Source organism: Phocaeicola faecicola (assembly GCF_013618865.1).
GTDB classification, from domain to species: domain Bacteria; phylum Bacteroidota; class Bacteroidia; order Bacteroidales; family Bacteroidaceae; genus Phocaeicola; species Phocaeicola faecicola.
Genome location: NZ_JABSOE010000026.1, coordinates 1 through 17,957 on the forward strand (window position 1 = coordinate 1; position 17,957 = coordinate 17,957).

At 47.6% G+C, this 17,957-nt stretch carries 17 protein-coding genes and 2 pseudogenes; 5 read left to right on the top strand and 14 right to left on the bottom strand.

Annotation, left to right across the window (positions count from 1 at the left end):
- On the top strand, positions 1-371 hold a 371-nt coding region (locus H3001_RS08640), incomplete at its 5' end, for a transposase (protein ID WP_181214712.1).
- Between the two features lie 169 nt (positions 372-540).
- On the opposite strand, the pseudogene H3001_RS08645 reads toward H3001_RS08640, so the two are convergent.
- From H3001_RS08645 to H3001_RS08710, 14 genes and pseudogenes are all read right to left on the bottom strand, one after another.
- Positions 541-1,197: pseudogene (locus H3001_RS08645) on the bottom strand (MraY family glycosyltransferase); the annotation flags it as partial.
- A gap of 97 nt (positions 1,198-1,294) precedes the next feature.
- Positions 1,295-1,867: a UpxY family transcription antiterminator gene (locus H3001_RS08650; RefSeq protein ID WP_008021340.1), complete on the bottom strand. Its 573-nt coding sequence runs from the start codon at positions 1,865-1,867 to the stop codon at positions 1,295-1,297.
- Positions 1,868-2,372: 505 nt separating this feature from the next.
- Positions 2,373-3,581 (bottom strand): putative resistance-associated DNA invertase, encoded by a 1,209-nt coding sequence (locus tag H3001_RS08655; protein ID WP_005816149.1) that lies wholly within the window; start codon positions 3,579-3,581, stop codon positions 2,373-2,375.
- A gap of 88 nt (positions 3,582-3,669) precedes the next feature.
- Positions 3,670-4,167: a lysozyme family protein gene (locus tag H3001_RS08660; protein WP_005816141.1), complete on the bottom strand. Its 498-nt coding sequence runs from the start codon at positions 4,165-4,167 to the stop codon at positions 3,670-3,672.
- A gap of 53 nt (positions 4,168-4,220) precedes the next feature.
- The gene (locus tag H3001_RS08665; protein WP_005816140.1) at positions 4,221-6,410 is read right to left on the bottom strand and encodes a type IV secretory system conjugative DNA transfer family protein; all 2,190 of its coding nucleotides are present in this window, start codon (positions 6,408-6,410) and stop codon (positions 4,221-4,223) included.
- A gap of 80 nt (positions 6,411-6,490) precedes the next feature.
- Positions 6,491-7,399: a fimbrillin family protein gene (locus tag H3001_RS08670; protein WP_005816138.1), complete on the bottom strand. Its 909-nt coding sequence runs from the start codon at positions 7,397-7,399 to the stop codon at positions 6,491-6,493.
- A gap of 66 nt (positions 7,400-7,465) precedes the next feature.
- Positions 7,466-8,119, bottom strand: coding sequence for a hypothetical protein (locus tag H3001_RS08675; protein WP_005816136.1), 654 nt, complete (start codon positions 8,117-8,119; stop codon positions 7,466-7,468).
- A gap of 8 nt (positions 8,120-8,127) precedes the next feature.
- A complete protein-coding gene (locus H3001_RS08680; RefSeq protein WP_425285375.1) occupies positions 8,128-8,601 on the bottom strand; it encodes a hypothetical protein in 474 nt (157 codons plus the stop codon).
- Between the two features lie 71 nt (positions 8,602-8,672).
- The gene (gene traN, locus H3001_RS08685) at positions 8,673-9,518 is read right to left on the bottom strand and encodes a conjugative transposon protein TraN (RefSeq protein WP_005816133.1); all 846 of its coding nucleotides are present in this window, start codon (positions 9,516-9,518) and stop codon (positions 8,673-8,675) included.
- Positions 9,519-9,587: 69 nt separating this feature from the next.
- Positions 9,588-10,730: a conjugative transposon protein TraM gene (gene traM / locus H3001_RS08690; RefSeq protein WP_005816128.1), complete on the bottom strand. Its 1,143-nt coding sequence runs from the start codon at positions 10,728-10,730 to the stop codon at positions 9,588-9,590.
- Positions 10,714-11,133, bottom strand: coding sequence for a hypothetical protein (locus tag H3001_RS08695; RefSeq protein WP_005816127.1), 420 nt, complete (start codon positions 11,131-11,133; stop codon positions 10,714-10,716). The genes traM and H3001_RS08695 overlap by 17 nt, the downstream gene beginning before the upstream one ends.
- Positions 11,134-11,145: 12 nt before the next feature.
- Positions 11,146-11,760, bottom strand: a complete 615-nt coding sequence (gene traK, locus H3001_RS08700) for a conjugative transposon protein TraK (RefSeq protein ID WP_005816126.1) — start codon at positions 11,758-11,760, stop codon at positions 11,146-11,148.
- A 3-nt stretch (positions 11,761-11,763) separates the two neighbouring features.
- Positions 11,764-12,165 (bottom strand): hypothetical protein, encoded by a 402-nt coding sequence (locus H3001_RS08705; RefSeq protein ID WP_005816123.1) that lies wholly within the window; start codon positions 12,163-12,165, stop codon positions 11,764-11,766.
- A 65-nt stretch (positions 12,166-12,230) separates the two neighbouring features.
- Positions 12,231-12,542: pseudogene (locus H3001_RS08710) on the bottom strand (hypothetical protein); the annotation flags it as partial.
- A gap of 235 nt (positions 12,543-12,777) precedes the next feature.
- Between H3001_RS08710 and H3001_RS08715 the strand changes: the two are divergent.
- The 4 genes from H3001_RS08715 to ant(9) all read left to right on the top strand — a co-directional run bounded on the left by H3001_RS08715 (position 12,778) and on the right by ant(9) (position 17,905).
- Positions 12,778-13,998 (top strand): site-specific integrase, encoded by a 1,221-nt coding sequence (locus H3001_RS08715; protein WP_117795745.1) that lies wholly within the window; start codon positions 12,778-12,780, stop codon positions 13,996-13,998.
- Positions 13,967-15,112 carry a site-specific integrase gene (locus tag H3001_RS08720; RefSeq protein ID WP_181214713.1) on the top strand — a complete coding sequence of 382 codons (1,146 nt, stop codon included), beginning with the start codon at positions 13,967-13,969 and terminating at the stop codon, positions 15,110-15,112. Before H3001_RS08715 ends, H3001_RS08720 begins: the two co-directional genes overlap by 32 nt.
- A gap of 204 nt (positions 15,113-15,316) precedes the next feature.
- Positions 15,317-17,095 carry a phosphorylase family protein gene (locus H3001_RS19430; RefSeq protein WP_246368535.1) on the top strand — a complete coding sequence of 593 codons (1,779 nt, stop codon included), beginning with the start codon at positions 15,317-15,319 and terminating at the stop codon, positions 17,093-17,095.
- Positions 17,096-17,122: 27 nt separating this feature from the next.
- Positions 17,123-17,905, top strand: a complete 783-nt coding sequence (gene ant(9), locus H3001_RS08735; RefSeq protein WP_197065809.1) for an aminoglycoside nucleotidyltransferase ANT(9) — start codon at positions 17,123-17,125, stop codon at positions 17,903-17,905.
- Positions 17,906-17,957: the final 52 nt, after the last annotated feature.

The window sequence follows — 17,957 nt, forward strand, 5'->3', positions numbered from 1 at the left end:
GTATTCTGACCAACGATTACAAGTCATCGACAAGGGACATTGTTGAATTCTACAATCTGCGTGGCGGCAAGGAACGTATCTTTGACGACATGAACAACGGATTCGGTTGGAGCAGGCTCCCCAAGTCGTTCATGTCAGAGAACACCGTATTCCTTCTGCTTACGGCATTGATACACAATTTCTATAAGACCATCATTAGCAAGCTTGACACCAAGGCTTTCGGGCTCAAGGAAACGAGTCGCATAAAGGCTTTTGTCTTCAGCTTCATCTCCGTACCTGCCAAGTGGATCATGACAGCAAGGCAATACGTGCTGAATATCTATACTGAAAACCGGGCTTATGCAAGACCTTTCAAAACTGGATTCGGATAAAGTCCGTTCCTTATGGTTTTAATCTGCGTATTGCCTCAAGTCGCATTGTGGGGTAAGGGGAAGGTATGCACAAATCGGACAAAATTCACGCTCATACTATCATGATGCATAGTGTTCAAGCTCTTTACTGCAATTGAGATTGCCATTGAGATTGCTTGCGGATTTTAGGGTAATAATAAAATGGTATGAGTACGCCCAAAGTAGCGAAGGCAAGCATGGCATAGAGATACTGGTGGAACCAGATGAAGGTCATCCCGTAGAACAGGAAGGCAATGCTGCACAGCCCAGAGGCCAGTCCGTCGATGCCGTCGATGAGGTTGATGGCATTGATGATGAAAACCGTAACGAAAACGGTGAGAGGGATGCTAATCCACGACGGCATGGAATGGATGAACAGCATTCCGTGAAGGTCGGACAGTTCCACTCCGCCAGCCACCAGCATGATGCCGCAGACTATCTGGATAAAGAACTTGGCACGGTAGCGCACACCGATAAGGTCATCGGCAATGCCGACAAGGTACAACATGATGATGGCGCAGAAGGCGTATGCCAATGGCAACGCTTCTGCGCCTATTTCCTTAAGCAGCTCATCATGTCCGGTTGAGACATTGACCGCCAAAAGCAGGACAAAGGAGAAGAACACTACGGGCTTGAAGGCCATACCGCCAAGGCGAGGCACTACACACTGATGTATCTTCCGCTCGTCCGGCTCGTCGAACAGTCGCCTGCGGAAGGCGATGAGCAGAATCTGCGGTATCACGATTCCTGCGAAAAACACGCACAGGAAGAATACCGACAGGATGTTGACAATCCAAATTAAACTCATTCTCTATCTAACTTTAATAGGCCGTTTGTGTCGGTCTGTCCTGTACTAATCCCTCTGTATCAATCAATTCGGGGGGGTAATTCGTGTTTCCATAATCTCAGTCTATGATTTGAATATATTCCGGCTTCACCTCAGCTGAAACCGCCAGTAGGTCGGGAATAATGACGACAAGCTGCCGACCTCTCTTTTTTGCCACTTTTATGAAGTAGCCCTCCACCTGGTCGAACGGTCCGCCATGTACCCTTACTCTTTTACCTTTTTCAATGTTGATTTTATCTTTTTCCTTGTTGATTTCGCTGATTTTGTAGAAGTGTACCTCTTCATCTGCCTGCTTGCACACCTTGATGAAGTTGGTCATGTCTTCATCAGGTACAGTCAGATAGACAAGTTCTCCGCCACTTTTCCATGTGACAAACTGTAGGTCGTAATAATAATTGTGTTTGAAATCAACAATCTTCTGATGACTTGCATGCACAAACACCAGACTATGGATGACGGGTACCATGAAAAAGACTTTCTTGCCCTTGACAGTGCGAAGGACTTTCTGCTTGGGTATGAAATACTCTAAGCCATACGTTTCATTAGAGAGCCGATCTTCGGCAGTATTCTCGTTCTTGTAGGCCCGCATGACATACCACAGTATCTTATCCTTGTCCAATACATTCACCATACTGTTTTGACATGTGTTTTTTGAGAAAAGAACGTACTCATGGTTCATCCCGATATGCGTATCGGTCTGTATATCAGCAACTTTCTATGTGTTTCAACTACAATAGTCATCTATTCTCATCTTTCTGAGTCCACCCCCTGCAAAGCCCCTCTTTACGACATAAAAATTCGGTCGGAAAAGGTATGCAAAAGATGTTTCTCTCTTTAAGAGAAATATCGTTTTGCTAAACAGTTGATATTGAGGTATCATTTTATCGTAAAAGACATATTTGCTCAACAATTGCTTGACGGAAATCAACAAATTTTAGCATTTTTGTAAAAAAGTCGCTATATAATTTGGTGAATTGGAGTTATTTTCATATTTTTGCATCCCGAAGAGTTTCTCTTAAAGAGAGAAACACCTTTTTGCTCAACAATCCCCGACTTTTTTATTATAGTTGCGGTATCACACCGCAATACAATAGTTATAAATATTGAAATAAAGGTGCAGTGAGACGCTGCACCTCCTAAAGAGAATTGATGATGAGATTGTTGGCGTTGTCAACGACAGAGGTGTCCAATGAGGAGAGGTATATCTGTGTGGTTTTCTCGGAGTCATGCCCCAATGCCTCGCTGATAGTAGATACGGGCACGTTCTTGCTCTTGGCTATGCTTGCCCAGGAGTGGCGGGCTACGTAGGTGGTCAGGGGTACGGACAGGCCTATCATTTCTCCGATTTTCTTCAACTGCTTGGTGATACGGCTATAGGCATTCTTGTACTGTCTCCAGAATATGGCTCCCTCTCCTTTTGCTATAGGGAGCAGGTAGGGAGAATCATCTGTTTTGTACTTCGCCACTATCTCCTGCATGGCAGGTTCCCATTTGATGTGCAACTGTTGTGAGGTCTTCTGACGGCGGTAAATGAGCGTACTGCCATGCAGATTGCTTGGTGTAAGTTGTGCCATATCGATGAACGACATCCCACGGGTATAGAAACTGAACAGGAACATATCCCTTGCAAGCTCCAAACGGGGGTTCAGACTCAAGTCCAGCTCTTTCAGTTGCTTGATGATTTCCAAGGGGAGTGCCCGCTTGACGGTCTTGTCGATGCCGGTATATACATGCTTGAACGGTGAGGAAGAGATGACCAGTCCGTCATCTACGGCATGATTGTAGATGGTGCGCAGGTTGCGGATGTAGAAAGAGGTGGTGTTGCGGCACAGTCCGCTGTCTTTCAGCCACTGTTCATAGCCTTGTATCGTTGTCCCATCGACTTCCTCCAATGGCACATCGCCTCCTTTCAGGTAACGCTGGAGGCTGTTGAGGGTGGTTTTGTACCTTGCTACCATCCGCTTCTTGCCGATGCGTCTCAGTTTTTCGTTCAACTCCAGCGTATAGCCGATAATGCCATGTAATTCTTTTCCCTCATGGAAGTTGTCAACGACGGTGTCTGCTGTATATGACTGCCCTTCCTTGTCCAACCGTGCAATGACCAACAGCAGTTTCTTCCTGTCAGCATCCAATGTATCTTTCAAGGAAAGAAGATAGGCTTGACGTTGTGGAGTGACGGAAGTTGGCAAAATGATGTTTGAATGGTCCGCATCCCACTCTGAGGAATAGATTCTGTACTCTGTATGGATCTGACGTGCCACACGATTGTGTATCACCTGATAATACAGGCGACCCTCTTTCTCTTGAACAGATGATGTTCTGAACTTTAATTTGATGGATGCCATAATGCTCTGACTTTAACATTGAAATTGCAATTATTACCTTTATATATAATATAAGTGACAGACAAACAGGTATAGGAGGGATGGTGCCTCACCGCTCGGCATACAACAGCTGATATTCCACCCACCTCCGTTTCCTAATGGATGCCACTGCTTTTCCCCTCCATTTGCAATAGCTCAGATAGAGTGGCAGGATGTCCCTGTCGCCACGTTCCAATCGGGTGAGCAGGGACGCTTTCGGGTATCGTCCATTGCCTAACAACTTGGCTGGTCCAATCTGGTACGAGAGGGTGGCAAGCAGATAAGCATCCCTGCCATAACGGGCATATAGGCGCAGGTGCCGGAGGAGGTCTGTCCGTAACAGCAAATCTGCACGCTGACGTGTCAGTGTTTTCGGGAAACGCTCTCCCTTCTGTAGCTGGTGACCATAGCCCACATAGCCCGGTGTGGTCTTTGGGTCGTGCCAACCCTCGAAGTGTTTGGTAATGGCTACCATCCGTTCAAACAGTGCCCTGTCAATGGTTTGGCTTTGACAGGGCACGCTACAGATGGCCAACATGCTCAATAGTACGATGATGTATCTTCTCATTACATTATTTTATATAGGAGGTGCGATGTCTCACCGCACTCTAATCAATATCACTACATCATAGTGCGGAACTGCTGAATCTCTTTAATCATGGCTTTCACGTCCTCCCCAACCTGAACGAAGTTCTTGTAGAGGATGCGCTCTCGCTCTTCTTTCGACTTGAACTTATAGAACTTAGGGAGAGGGACATACTCCGATTCCTCCTTCTTTATTTCCGTCATATCGAAGTCGGTCTTGCAGTAGAACTTGGATGTCTTGAACTCCTCGCTCTCCTGGATGTTCATGCTTCCGTTCATCCCGGTCTTGGTGACTACGAAGTCACGGGCGGTCTGTCCACATATCCAACCTGTGGGCATATCGGAGATTTTGCTTGCAGGCACCAGGCTGTCCATATTCTCATTGAGGTTGATGGAGGTCTTGTCACGGTCGATGGTCACGCCCTTTTTGAGTTGCACTACTTTACCGAAGATGTCACTCGACAGCCATTCGAGGGTTTCCTTGGCTCTTGCCGAACCGCTCACCACATTGCCCACGGTGGTGATGATTTTCTGCATACCCACCTTGCCATAATCGGCTTCCAACTGCGGAAGTTCCTGAAAGCCAAGTGCCACGCTCACCTTGTTGCTTCGGGCTGTGCCTATCAGTCGGTCTATCTTGTGGAAATACAAGGTCGGCAACTCATCGACGATGATGCTGACAGGAACGTTCTTGCCCTGTCCTGTATTCACCCTCGTTACAAGGCGGTTGAGAATCAAGGCATTCAGTGCACCGATGATGCTCTCCATCTCGGGGTCGTTGGCAATGAGCAGATAACTTGGATTCTTCGGGTCACTGACCTTCAGGTCGAAGTCATCGCCGTCCTTGTGGAATATCCAGTAAGATTCCTTGGTGGCGAGACGGGAGGTATAGACACGTAGCGTGCCAATCATACCTTCCAACTGCTCCATGGCTTTGTTGGCAAAGGCAGTCTGGAACGGGCCAAGCAAGGGGGCTACCTCGTTGTCGGTCTGAAGTACCTCGAAGATGGTCTGATAACTCTCATTGAGGAACGATAGGATATGTGGCATGTCGCTGTACTTGCCCAACCAATAAGCGGGCTGCACCTCCGCGCCCGAATGGTCGAACACCCGTCCTGTGGGTATCAGCCTTTTCGTCTTTGGGTCTTCACGCCGCTCGGCAATCAGCATCTTTCCGTCCTTGTCGTAGGGCTCCTTGCCGTAGTTGCAGAAGAAATAGATGCAGGCGGCAAGGAAGTTGACGGCAGAGGTCTGGAAGAACTGGTCGCTGCCACCGCCGCCTTCCTTCTTGCCTTTTTGCAGGGATTCAAGCAGGGTCTCGGCGGTCTCGCTCGCTGCGGCAAGGTTGTTGATGTACTTCAACTGGATGGGGTTCACACGGCGCGAATACTCCACATCCACAAAGTTGATGATGTTGAACTTCATGCCATGGGGCATCTTGCTGTCCTTGGCATTCTTGTTCTTCAAGTAATGATAGTAGAGTTTGGTGGCGAGAGTGGGAAACTTATAGTCGTACACCACCATGGCAAAGCCCTTCTCGCTGTGCTGCCTGATAAACGGCTCGATGATGGAGAAGGTCTTACCAGAACCAGGAGTACCCACAACCCATGTGCCACGGAACGGATTGACGATGTTCACCCATCCCTTGCGGAACTTGCCCTTGTAATAATAGCGCATAGGGATGTTCACGCTGTACTTGTTCTCCTGCAACTCCCTGCATTGCTCAAAGCTCTCATTCTCGAAGTTGAAGCGGTCTTTCAGCAGCCCTTCCTTCAGGAACTTAGAGATATTGTCGAGGGCGATATGCACCAATACGACACCGACGATGGAAGTGAGCATATAGAGCCAAGTGTTCAAACGGAGGGTATAGAAACAGGGCATTATCGAATGACCGAACAGCCATACGGACTGCACAATCAGCAGCACTCCCGACAGCAGCGGATAGAGCACCTGCCTGCGAGCGTCAAACTCCAGATGCTTCTTGTTGCGCGTTCCCACACAGGTGATACATATCAGCAGGAACGTAGCCACCTTGCTATACACGAGGTTGCCGTCATGGTAAATCATCCACCGCTTGATGCGAGTGTGGATATCCGTCACTACGCCGCCCAAGAAGTCCAACTGCTCCGGCTCCAGTGCGTAGGCGAAGAACTCCATCAGGATGGAGACATAAATCACCGCCCTGAATATCTTGTAAAAACCCTGTAACTCTTTGCTTTCTTCCATTTACTTTACGATGATGTTGGGTGATAATGAGAAAAGATGAAGGATGCCACGGTGGACACCCTCCAATCCTCTTATGAGTTTTATTCGTAGCCGTTGATGGTCTTCTCAGACTCTACTGTCCACGGAGAAATAGTTGCAGATATGACCTCCAAGGTGTTGCGTACAGGCTTCAATGAATAGCTGTAGGAATGACCCGCTTTCCACGTGTCGTTTGTGAGGAATACGAAGTTCTCCCCATTGCTGAGTTGCAATGTCATGTCTGGCATAACCTGTGCAGGAACATAAAGCGTATATTCCATGTGGTCACTTTGTGGGTCGCCGAAATAATAGGTCGTCACCGACTCGTCACTGCATTCTACCTTTCCGGTCTTGATGTTGAAAGTACCGCTGTCAAAATAACCGACGAACGTGAGTAGGCTTCCTGCAAAATCATTGGTGGTGAAACCGTATTCTGGTGAGGTATAGACCTTGATGATGACACGCACCATCTGATGGGTGAAGTTCAATGTAAGGCTCGGATTGGCGTATGATGCCGCTCCACTGGCAAACAGAAAATCATTGACCTTCTGCTCACTCTGTACAGCTGCCTCCGGCACTTGGAACTCTATGAGGTCGTTGGTAGGATTTGCCGTATAGGGATAGTAGGCATTGAAGGTGTGAGTGTCTGTGTCCGTGAAAAACACCTTGTTGGCTGACACAAACTGATTCGTGCCGCCGCTTCGGGTGAACTTCATATTGTTGATCATCCCTGTGGAAGAGATGCCAATCATATCATTGAGTTCCCACTGGTTGTCAACGGCTCGTGTGGAAACGGCAGGTTGCAGCATCTCCAGATTGGTGAATACCTGAAGCTGCTTGGTTGATGTGCTGTCGGTCACGACCACAGAACCTCCGCCACCGGGCAGGTAAATCTCATTGACGATGTCTTGGTCACAGGACGTGAGGAGCATGGCTCCAAGTCCCAACATTAGAAACAAATTCTTTTTCATGCTTTTTCTTTTTTAATTGTTGTACTTTGATGATGATACGGGTGATACTCGATGTCTGTATATGGGCTAATCCATAATCGTGATGATGGGTCTCGCCTTATGCGGCTGCCACTTGGGAGTCTCCTGTATGGCACCGCTTCCCAGTGAGTAAAGCCATGCCTTGGCGGTCGCTTGTCCTTCTACCTCCGTTGAAGTCCAATACCAACAGTCATCATCCTCATCGGGGATAGGTGTGCCGCCGCATTTCAGGATGTATGGGTTGATGATGTCCTTGGCATGATAGAGCAGACGCATCTGTGCCACACTGGGGATATAGGCACTTTGCCCGTAACGCCACATGTCGAAGACACGCTCAGCCAAAGGCGACTTCACATCGGTCGTGCCATAAAGGGCAAAAGTGTTCTTGTTGCCGTCGTAGGCGGTGAGGTCACAGGATGTGTCCTGTTCCACACCGATACTGTCAGCAAAGGCTTCGGGAGCGATGTCCCACAGATAGACGGCATATCCGTTTCCCTCCATTTCTTCCCTCTGATTGACGTTGAACACCACTGCAATGGCTTGCTTGCACGATTGCTCGTAGGTTTCGTAGGGCATCACCTTGCCGTCAGTGGTCAAGATATGGGTGACCTTCATGGCTGTGTCGGGAAAGTCCTGATGCTCGTCACAGGCAGTCAGCAACACCGTTGCCGCAACTGCCAAGATTGAAAACAGTTTCTTCATACGCATAGTCATTTTACAGGAAGTTTCACACCCAGGACAATACCCGTTCTGAACAGGTCTTCACCCTTGATCATCACATCGGTCTTCACCTGCCAGAAGAGCTTCCAGCCGTGTCTGAGTGTATAGTTTTGCTCATAGCCGAGGTGGATGCCACCCAAGAACCTGTCAGTATCGCTACCTGCCGATGCTCCTATGCGCATGTTGCCATGGTGGTTGCGTCCTCTTGCCACACAGGGCTTATAGGCAAAGCCGAAACCATAACTGCGGTAGTTGTTCCAAAAACTCTCAGGACAGACATGACCGCACGATGCGCACTCGTTCCACTTGATATATCCGTTTGCAAAATACTCCCACGCATTGTGGTACTTCGTCTCATACTCGTAGGACAGCGTCACGTCCAGTCCTCGCTCATACAGGCATCCGAACCCCAAGGATATGCGGTCGCTATTCTGCTGCGCCATTGCCGGAGTCATGCTTGCCATAAAACAGATGACAACGAGTAAGGTATGCACAAGCCAATTCCTCACTCCTAATTCCTCATTCCTAATTCTCATTATTCCTCCTCCAACAGTATATGGTTAAACGAATCGGCAGACAGCACATCCTCATAGTCGATGCTGAGCGAGATGGTGCGTCCACTTATCTGTTTTTCCGACAGCTCGATGGTCAGCACCTTGTCGTTGGGGAAGGTCATCTTCTTCACCACAATCACGTTGCGATAGCCATACTTGAAGGTCTTCGCATCGTCCAACACAAGAGATGGGGTCAGTTCCACTATCTGCGCATTGGTAGCCTTGCTCTGCTTCTTGTCCGATAGTTTGATGCGCATCTCGTCGATGTCGAAGCGGATGTTGGTCTTGTTCTCCACGGAGAAGTCGATGAAGAAATATTCGCCCACGCTGTAGATGTTGTTCAGGCGCATTACCATGCGGTGCATCTTCGTCGCCACGTTGCGGTATTTGGCAGACGATGACCATATCTGACGTGCATACTTGGTCATGTCGGCAGTGGACAGGCTTACAGCGGGATTGTTGTAGGCATTGCGCTCCGAGCATTCTATTTCCTTATCGGTTACTGCCTCCTGCATCCTCGTGGTATAGAGCAGTGCATACTGCGTGCGGTAGCGTTCCGTCACGATTGTCACTATCGCCAACACCTCACCGTCGGCATACACGTTGTCCTTCGGCTTCAGGCGGATGGTGTTGTTGATGGGTTGGTCGCCCACCACCTTGTCTGTGGATATATCGACAAAGCGGATGGGTTCGGAGGCGGTGATGACGGTGGTCACTTGGTCGTTGACCGTCAGCTGCTCCATCTCCATGTAGGTGGTCTGCGCCTTGGCTGAAAGCACGCTCAGCGAAAGCAATGCACAGACATTCATTTTCTGAAAACAATTCATATTAGTTGATTTTTTGATGTTTATACTCTATGAGCCACCGTTCCCGACAATTCCGTTGTCGGGCAGTGTCTATTTCCTTTTCTCTTTCCCATTTACAAGGTAAACAAACGTCCCATACTTCAGCTTCACTTTGTTCTTCTTGATAGCCTTGCTGATGGCATTGCTTGTCTTCTGGTAGGCATTGGTCACGGCTTGCATTCCCCATTGCGAGAAACTGTTGTTCGCTCCACTCTGGTCGATGTTCATGTTGCTCTGCATAGCACCGCTCGCCACATCTTTCGTGGTCTCACGGAACTGGCTGCCGGGGACATACAGTCCCTCCAGTCCGTCCGTGTCATAAAGCGAAAGCGAAACCTTTATCAGCTCGTCATCCACAAGGATGGAGTTGATGCTACCCTTCACTCGCTGCGAACCGAAACCGCTCATGGTGGCATAGAGGTACGACCCTTTCTTCACCACGGTCTCACCAATCTCAATATCGTCCAACAGTCTCAGCCGCACCCTCGACCCGTCCGTAGCCTTCACGTCCTCGTCAATGATGGCCTTGATGAGCTTTGGCTCATGCTCGTTCTGCGTCAGGGTGTTGAAATAGTCCGAAGTCACCTTCACCTTCTTCACCACCTCCTGTGCCTTGTCCTCCTCGTCCAGTGCCTTCACCGCCTTGCTGTCCTCGGCAATCTGACCTTTCACCTCAATCTGCTCCTTGGGAGGCCCAGCCTGTGTGGTATCCTGGGCCACGGGGGCAACTGCCGCCTGTCCTCTCAGCCTCGCTTCGGCGAGTGCCTTGTTGAGTGCTTCGAGTGCTTCCGCTTCTCGCGCCTTGGCATCGGCCACTTCGGCTGCATCGTCCTTCTCTTCTGCCTGACGGACGAGTTCCGCAAGGTCTTCTTCTGTGTACTTGGATTCATACGCTTCTTTCTCTTCTTCGTTGTCACGCTCAATGTTATCAACAGCCGAATAGTCTGCTATGCGACCATACGACTTCGCCATGTTCTCATACTTGCCACCGATGCCGTCACCATTCTTAATCTGCGCTCCGGGCAGGTTGGGGTTCAGAAACTCGGTGGTCTGCAGGTTCTTGTCCTGCGTTTCCGCCACCTCCGTATTGAACATGTCAAAGACAAAATAGCCTGTGGCAATCAACGGGATGTACACGATGGCTGGCAGCATGTACTTCGGCTGACGGAAGTTTATCTTATCTGTTATTCTCATCGCTGTCTGATTTTGATGTTACTGACTTGTCTCGATTCTCCTCGTTGGTTCGATGCGTCACGGGAGGAGTGATGCAATGGGCTGCATTCATCATCTGCTTCATGCGCCCTTCCTGCCGCTCGATGGCACTTGCAGCCTCCGTCCGATGACCGTAATACCGCACCATCCTGTAGATGTTGATGCCGAAGCACGTGGCGACAAAGCCGAAGACGATGACGAGAAACAGCGTCTTGTGGGCATTGGCAAAGCCTTGCACCTTAGCCGCCGCACGGTCTATCCTCGCGGTCTTGGCAAACTTGCGCCCTGCCGCCACCTCCTTCTCATACCGCTTCTTGTACTTGGGGTCGTTCTTGTCGGGCATATCCTCGCCCACAAGCATCCGTCTGATTCCTTTTACACTCATACCGCTAGGATATTAGAAGTTTGACTTCGACTTCTGCTCAATATCCTTGTTGAGCAAGGTTCTCCAGTTCGTGATGAGCAGTCCATGAGGATTGTTCTCCGTCCTCGGCACGCGCTTCACCTGTCCCGCCGTCACCAATTCACGCATCAGAATATTGCTCCTTCGCTCTATCCTTTGCCTACCGTAGTAGGTGAACTCCATCTTCTCCTTGTTGAACTTGATGCTGTCGCAAAAGATGCTGAACACGGCACTCGTACCCATGATATTGTTGTAAAAGCCCTTTTCCTTCAGCGTATTGTACTGCGCCAAACCAGTTTCATCGACCAAATACATCGCCTTCTCCATCGAATAGCGGATGTACTTGTCATCGGGAGCAAGCGTAAAGAAGTAATGGTGGAACATCTCGATATGGCTCTTTGCCTCCACATCCAGCGTTTCCTCCATCGTGGTGCGGTTCACCAGTATGGGCACGTTGCCGTCCAATACATACACCTTTTGCTGCGCGTCCGTCACCATGCAGCGCGCCGTCCAGATGCTCGACACCGAGATGATGATGCAGCCCATGAGGAACGCAGAGCAGATGATGCCCACCAGCTTGATTTTGTTTTCTAAGTTCTTGATTACCATACGTTACTGCTTGTTTGAGGTCTGATTTCTCTTCATTCTCACATATTCACGGTGCAGGATGGTGTATATGTCCTTCTCAACTTCTTCCACCAGTTTGGCGTAATACTTGATGCAAGCCTCTACGTAGATGCCTTCGTATTTCAGTTGGATCCACACCCACCAGATGTCACGTTCACGTCTCCGTCGATTTCTGTAGATTTTGGCACGATGCAAGCGATAACTCAGGTAATCTACCATAGGCACTACATACTCGTCGTTATCCTCAAAGCCTTCTGCCATCTCCTCATACTGTGGGTCGATGTAGTTGTTTTCGGAATTGAAAAACTCTTCCTTTGCACGCTTGTTGGCAAACGCCATGAATTTCTCATCTTTGAGCCAACGCTCAATTTCATTTTTTGCTTTCATTTTTCTTGATGGTTACTTTTATTTGTTTCAATAGGAGGTGCGGTGACTCACCGCACACTCACATGTTATCTCATCACGGTCGCCATGGTTCCCGTAGCCGTCATCTTGGCTTGTTGTGCCACGCCCTCGCCGAAGTTTCGGGTTGAGAAGGCGGTGTCGCCCTCTGGTATCATCCATGCCGCAAGGTCGGGCACGAGGTTCAGGCATTTCAACGCCACGATGCTCGCTGCCATCAGATAGCCTGCCGAGAAGAACGAGTTTTGCAGATAGGCTGCCATCGTCTGCTCACTGGCGGTGATGGCCGTCAGGTTCTCTACCTGTATGCAGAGCACAATATCAAACAGCAACAGGACGTAGAAACCGACGAAGTATAGGCAAAAACGAATGATAACAAATCTAATAAAAAGAAACAAAAGTGAAGTAATATAACTGATATATAACGTATTACGCTTATTTCTTTCTTATTCTTTGATTTCCTTATATTTGATGTTTTAGGTGCAAATTTGTTGCAGATTTGTTGCGTATTCTCAGAAATTTGGTATAACTTTGCATCAAAATCAGATGCTTGAGGCACCGCCGAAAGCAAATCAAAACAAATAAAAACAGACAAATATGGGAAGACCCAAGAAAGCATTAAAAGTAAAAGAGCCGATAAGGCTCAGGGAGCGCAAGCTTGCTAACGGCAACCTTGGGCTCTATCTCGACATCTATGTAAAGGGTACGCGCAAGTATGAATCCTTAGGGCTGTATCTCATCCCAGAGAAGACCCCACTGGACAAGCAAATGAATATCCACACCCGACAGGTGGCGGAGAAAATCAAGGCAGACCGTATCATTGCATTGCAGGAACGAGGCATCAAACAGTACGAGAAGATTAAGCAGTCGAATAAGTCTTTGCTCGACTGGCTGCGCAAGTACGAACAGGAGAATTTCGGATTCCGTCCATCGACTTTGAAAGGTCGTGTCGATATGCGGAAGAAAGTTGAGGAGTATCTGGAACAGCAAAAGACACCTTATATTTCCATGAGCGAGGTGGATGCAGACTTCTGTCGTGGCTTCCTCCGATTCCTTGCAACAGCAAAGAACAGCGTTTGTACAATCAATGAGAGGAAAATATCTCCAGGATGTGCCCACCATCATCAAGCCGTCTTTAATGGAGCATTGAACAAGGCTGTGCGAGAAGGGTTGTTGACGGCAAATCCGATGAAGAGCCTTGACCGTAAAGAGAAGTTCCAGCCTTCACCAGAGGACAGGGAGTTTCTGACCATTGAGGAACTGCGCTCCTTGATGGCTTTGCCGTGTTCCAATGAGCAGGTGAAGAAAGCGTTTGTCTTCTCCTGCTTCACAGGCTTGCGATTGAGTGATGCACGCACACTGACATGGCGCAAGGTCTATAAGACTCCTGATGGCAAGACCCTCTACATCCATGTGTTCATGCAGAAGACTCAGAAGCCGAACAATATCCCCTTGTCGCAGGAGGCACTGAACTGCTTGCAGGCGAAGGATGATTTGGATGAGCCTATATTTACCTTACCAGCCAGTGATGCGACCATCAACTATCACGTTAAGAAATTGGTAAAGGCAGCAGGGATAGAGAAGAAAGTCTCTTTCCATTGCAGCCGCCACACCTTCGCCACCATGATGCTTACTCTCGGAGTGGACATATACACGACGAGCAAGCTGCTTGGTCATGCCAATGTGACTACAACAGCCATCTATGCCAAAATCGTGGACAAGAAGAAAGTGGATGCAATGAACCTCGTCAACGACCTATTTACAAAGGATGATAATACCGAAAACTATGAAGATAGAACTACGCAGCCGCAAGCATAAGAGTGGCAACACGACCCTATATCTGGAGTTCTATGAAAAGGGAGGAAAGCGTCAGTATGAATCGCTGAACCTCTACCTTATTCCCGAGAAGACAGACAACGACCGCAGGGTAAACGAAGCCACGCTGAAAAAGGCATTGAAGATAAAGTCCGAGAGAATACTGGGGATTGGCAGCAAATCTGAGGAAAAGGGTGTGTCTGCACCTGCTACTGAGTTTTCAAAATGGATGGACGAATACCTACTCCACCTTCAAAAGGGAGACAGATACTCGCTTGCGTATCAGAAGCATATGAGGAGCACCGTCAACATCGTCAAGTCGTATCTGGCTCACATCAACCGTCCCAGTCTCATGGTGGACAAGGTGGACAAGTCCTTCTACAAGAACTTCCTCACATATATCAAAGATGTGTACCGAAACATGAAGTCTCCCGACCTCCCGAAGCCATTGTCACCCAAAACAATGCTGCTGATACAGACCAATGTCAACTCTATGCTGAAATATGCGGTGGAGCAAGGTGTGTTACAGAAGCATCCGTTCTATGAGCTGGAAAAGCGAGAGACCTTTGCGAAGACACCGAGCGACAGGGACTATCTTACCGTAGAAGAGTTGAAACGCATATCGGAAGTCGAAACTGGCAGTCCAGTTACGAAGCAGACATTTATGTTCTGCTGCTTTACTGGTTTGCGCCATAGCGACTTGCTACAATTGTATTGGCGAGACATCCGAGAGACAGAGGATGGGCTACAAGTGTATGTCCAATCCATGCAGAAAACGAAGAAATCTGCGGTAATTCCTTTGGGCAAGCAGGCTTTGGAATGGATGCCGGAACGGGGCACAGCCTCACTTGATGACAGGGTGTTCACACACATCCCCCTTCTCTGCAATGCTGACCGTGCCTTGAAGCGTATGACAGCTAAAGCAGGAATAGACAAATCCATTTCCTTCCATTGCAGCCGTCACACTTTCGCCACCCTCATCCTGACAGCCGGAAGTGACATCTACACCACAAGTGAGATGTTGGGGCATACCAACATCCACACCACGGAAATCTATGCTGATGTGGTGATGGAAAAGAAAGTTGATGCGGTTAATATGCTTAACGGCATCTTCTGATTTAACAAGAAGTGTTCGATGTGCGAGCCACAATAAGGGTTCGTGCTTCGAACACTTCTTTTCCCTCTTGTTGAATCAATTTTGAAGTGAATTATCTTCAATTTATTAGAAAAAGTACTTTTTTCGGCTTGGTGTGAACAAAAATGGCACACCTACACAATAATTTTGCATCAAATTCGTATTAGTATATAAAATGGATTATATATGGCACTGAATCAAACCAACAAGCTGGTGTGGATAGTGGAAACCATCTACAAGGCTCGAAAGATAACATTTGAGGACCTCAACCGTCAATGGATGGACAACATTGACCTGAGTGGCGGTGAGGAACTGCTGAAGCGCACGTTCCACAAATGGAAGTGGAACATATTCGACACATTCGGTCTGATGATTGAATGCGAAAAGGCAGCACCTTACCGATATTACATTGACAACGTAGATGACATGAGAAGAGGTAGCATCGAGAGCTGGCTTCTCAGCACCTATTCCGTCAGTAATTCTCTCGCAGAGAATAAATCCATCAAGGACAGGATTCTATTGGAGGATGTGCCGAGCGGACGGGAATATTTGGATCCGATTCTTGAAGCCATGAAGAAAAACCGCTTCATTCACATTGCCTATTATAACTATTGGCGAGAGGACTTGCGCGAACATTACATTATGCCATTGTGCGTAAAACTCTTCCGTCAACGCTGGTATGTGGTTGGCCGCCAGTGGCCATCTGGAAATGATTCAATCTACTGCCTCGACCGCATCCGTGATTTCCGTCTATCGAGTCATTCCTTTGAATATCCCAAGGACTTCATCCCACAGGAATACTTTGCCGGTTGTTTCGGAATCATAGCCGATAAAGACTGCGATATTCAGAAGGTCAGACTAAAAGTGGGTAGTGGACAGGCTAACTATCTGCGCGACCTGCCTCTGCATGAGTCACAACAAGAGACTGAAAGAGCAGAGGAATACAGCATTTTCGAATATCGCCTTCGTCCTACATTTGATTTCCAACAAGAGATACTATGGAACGGAGAGGACATGGAAGTGCTTGAACCACTTTGGCTCCACAAGGAGATTGCAAGGAAGATAAAAGATAGCTTCACGAAAAAATATACTCAAAATACTAAGAGTTTATTGATGTATAGCCAAATGAAAAAAGTAACTTTGCAAAAAATAGATGCAGAAAATGTGAGAAAGAAAATTTTTATTGGAGATGATAGTATGGCATTAGTAAAGCACGATTATCCTATTTTGGAATACGATACCGCATCAAAAGCAATCTTTCAGCCGGGAAATGGGAAAAAGCACTTCCCTAAAAAAGCCGTATTTGCATTTTTGGGGGATGAAGTGGAAAAGTATGCACATGCCCACAGTGGAATACAGATAGATGAATTTGAGAGTGCAACAAAATTATATCCCATCTATGAATGCTTTCATAATCAGGAAAGGATATGTTTATGTCCGGCTCCGGTTGGGAGTGCTGCTGCTGTCCAGATTTTAGAGTATTTAATAGCAGGAGGTGTGACAGAAATTATTTCTGTCGGTTCCTGCGGTGTATTGGAAGATATTCCGGAGAACAGATTCTTAATACCCGTTTCTGCATTGAGAGATGAGGGAACTTCTTACCATTATCTTCCGCCATCCAGAGACATAAAGATTTCAACAGCAGGAATAAGTGCAATCAAATTTGCTTTAAATCAAAAGAAAATCCCATATTTGGAAGTCAAGACATGGACAACAGACGGTTTTTATCGAGAAACACTGGAAATGGTGCAATACCGCAAAGAGGAAGGCTGTCAAGTAGTGGAAATGGAATGTTCTGCACTGGCTGCATGTGCAGAATTTAGAGAAGTAATATGGGCTATGTTGCTTTTTACAGCCGACACGCTCTCGAATCCTCATAAATACCAAGAACGGAAGTGGGGAAAAGCAAGTGTATCCACCGCCTTGGAACTGGCATTTGACGCTGTTGTATTAATCAAAGAATAAAGGAAACAAATCTATATGGAAAATACAATGAACAATCGGAATGAAATCCCACAACAAGTGAAGCAAGTCGTTTCCATAGCAGAAACCCTATTGCAGGGGCAGATATTGGGAATGTATTTATATGGCTCTGCGACAATGAATAAATTGCGTCCGGACAGTGACATAGATATATTGATAATAACCAGACAAGAATTGAATCTGTCAACGAAAAAGGAGTTGACCAAGCAATTATTGGAAATTTCCGGCTTCGTAGGTTGCGCCGAAAAAAGACCATTGGAGATAACTGTCATCCATCAAAAAGACATTATTCCGTGGCAGTTTCCGCCCAAATGCGAGTATATGTATGGGGAGTGGCTTCGGAAAGAGATGGAAGCCGGAATGATTCCGCAGGCGTGTTTCGACCCTGATATAGCGATTCTATTATGGCAGGCGAGAAAAAGTAGTATGACGCTGAAGGGCGCAGATTGCAAACAACTTATTCTCCCGATTCCGTTCCGCGAAATACAAAAGGCTATTCAATTTTCTCTACCCGGTTTGATTTCCAATGTTAAGGGAGATGAAAGAAATGTGCTATTGACGCTATCCCGCATGTGGTTTACATTAGAAACCGAAGACGTGACAACGAAAGATGTTGCTGCGGAGTGGGTGATTCCCCAATTGCCGGAAACCTTTTCTTCCCTGTTGAAAACGGCAAAGGAAGCCTATTTGGGAAACCTGTCTGACGAATGGGAAACAATGGAAAATGAAACGCTCGCGCTTACCGGGTTTATGAAAGGTCGGATTGAAGAATTGCTTAAAGCCAAAGGGTAAAGCAAGCAAAAGCAAGAATATCCCTACAATAAATAAACCGTTTGAAATGGTG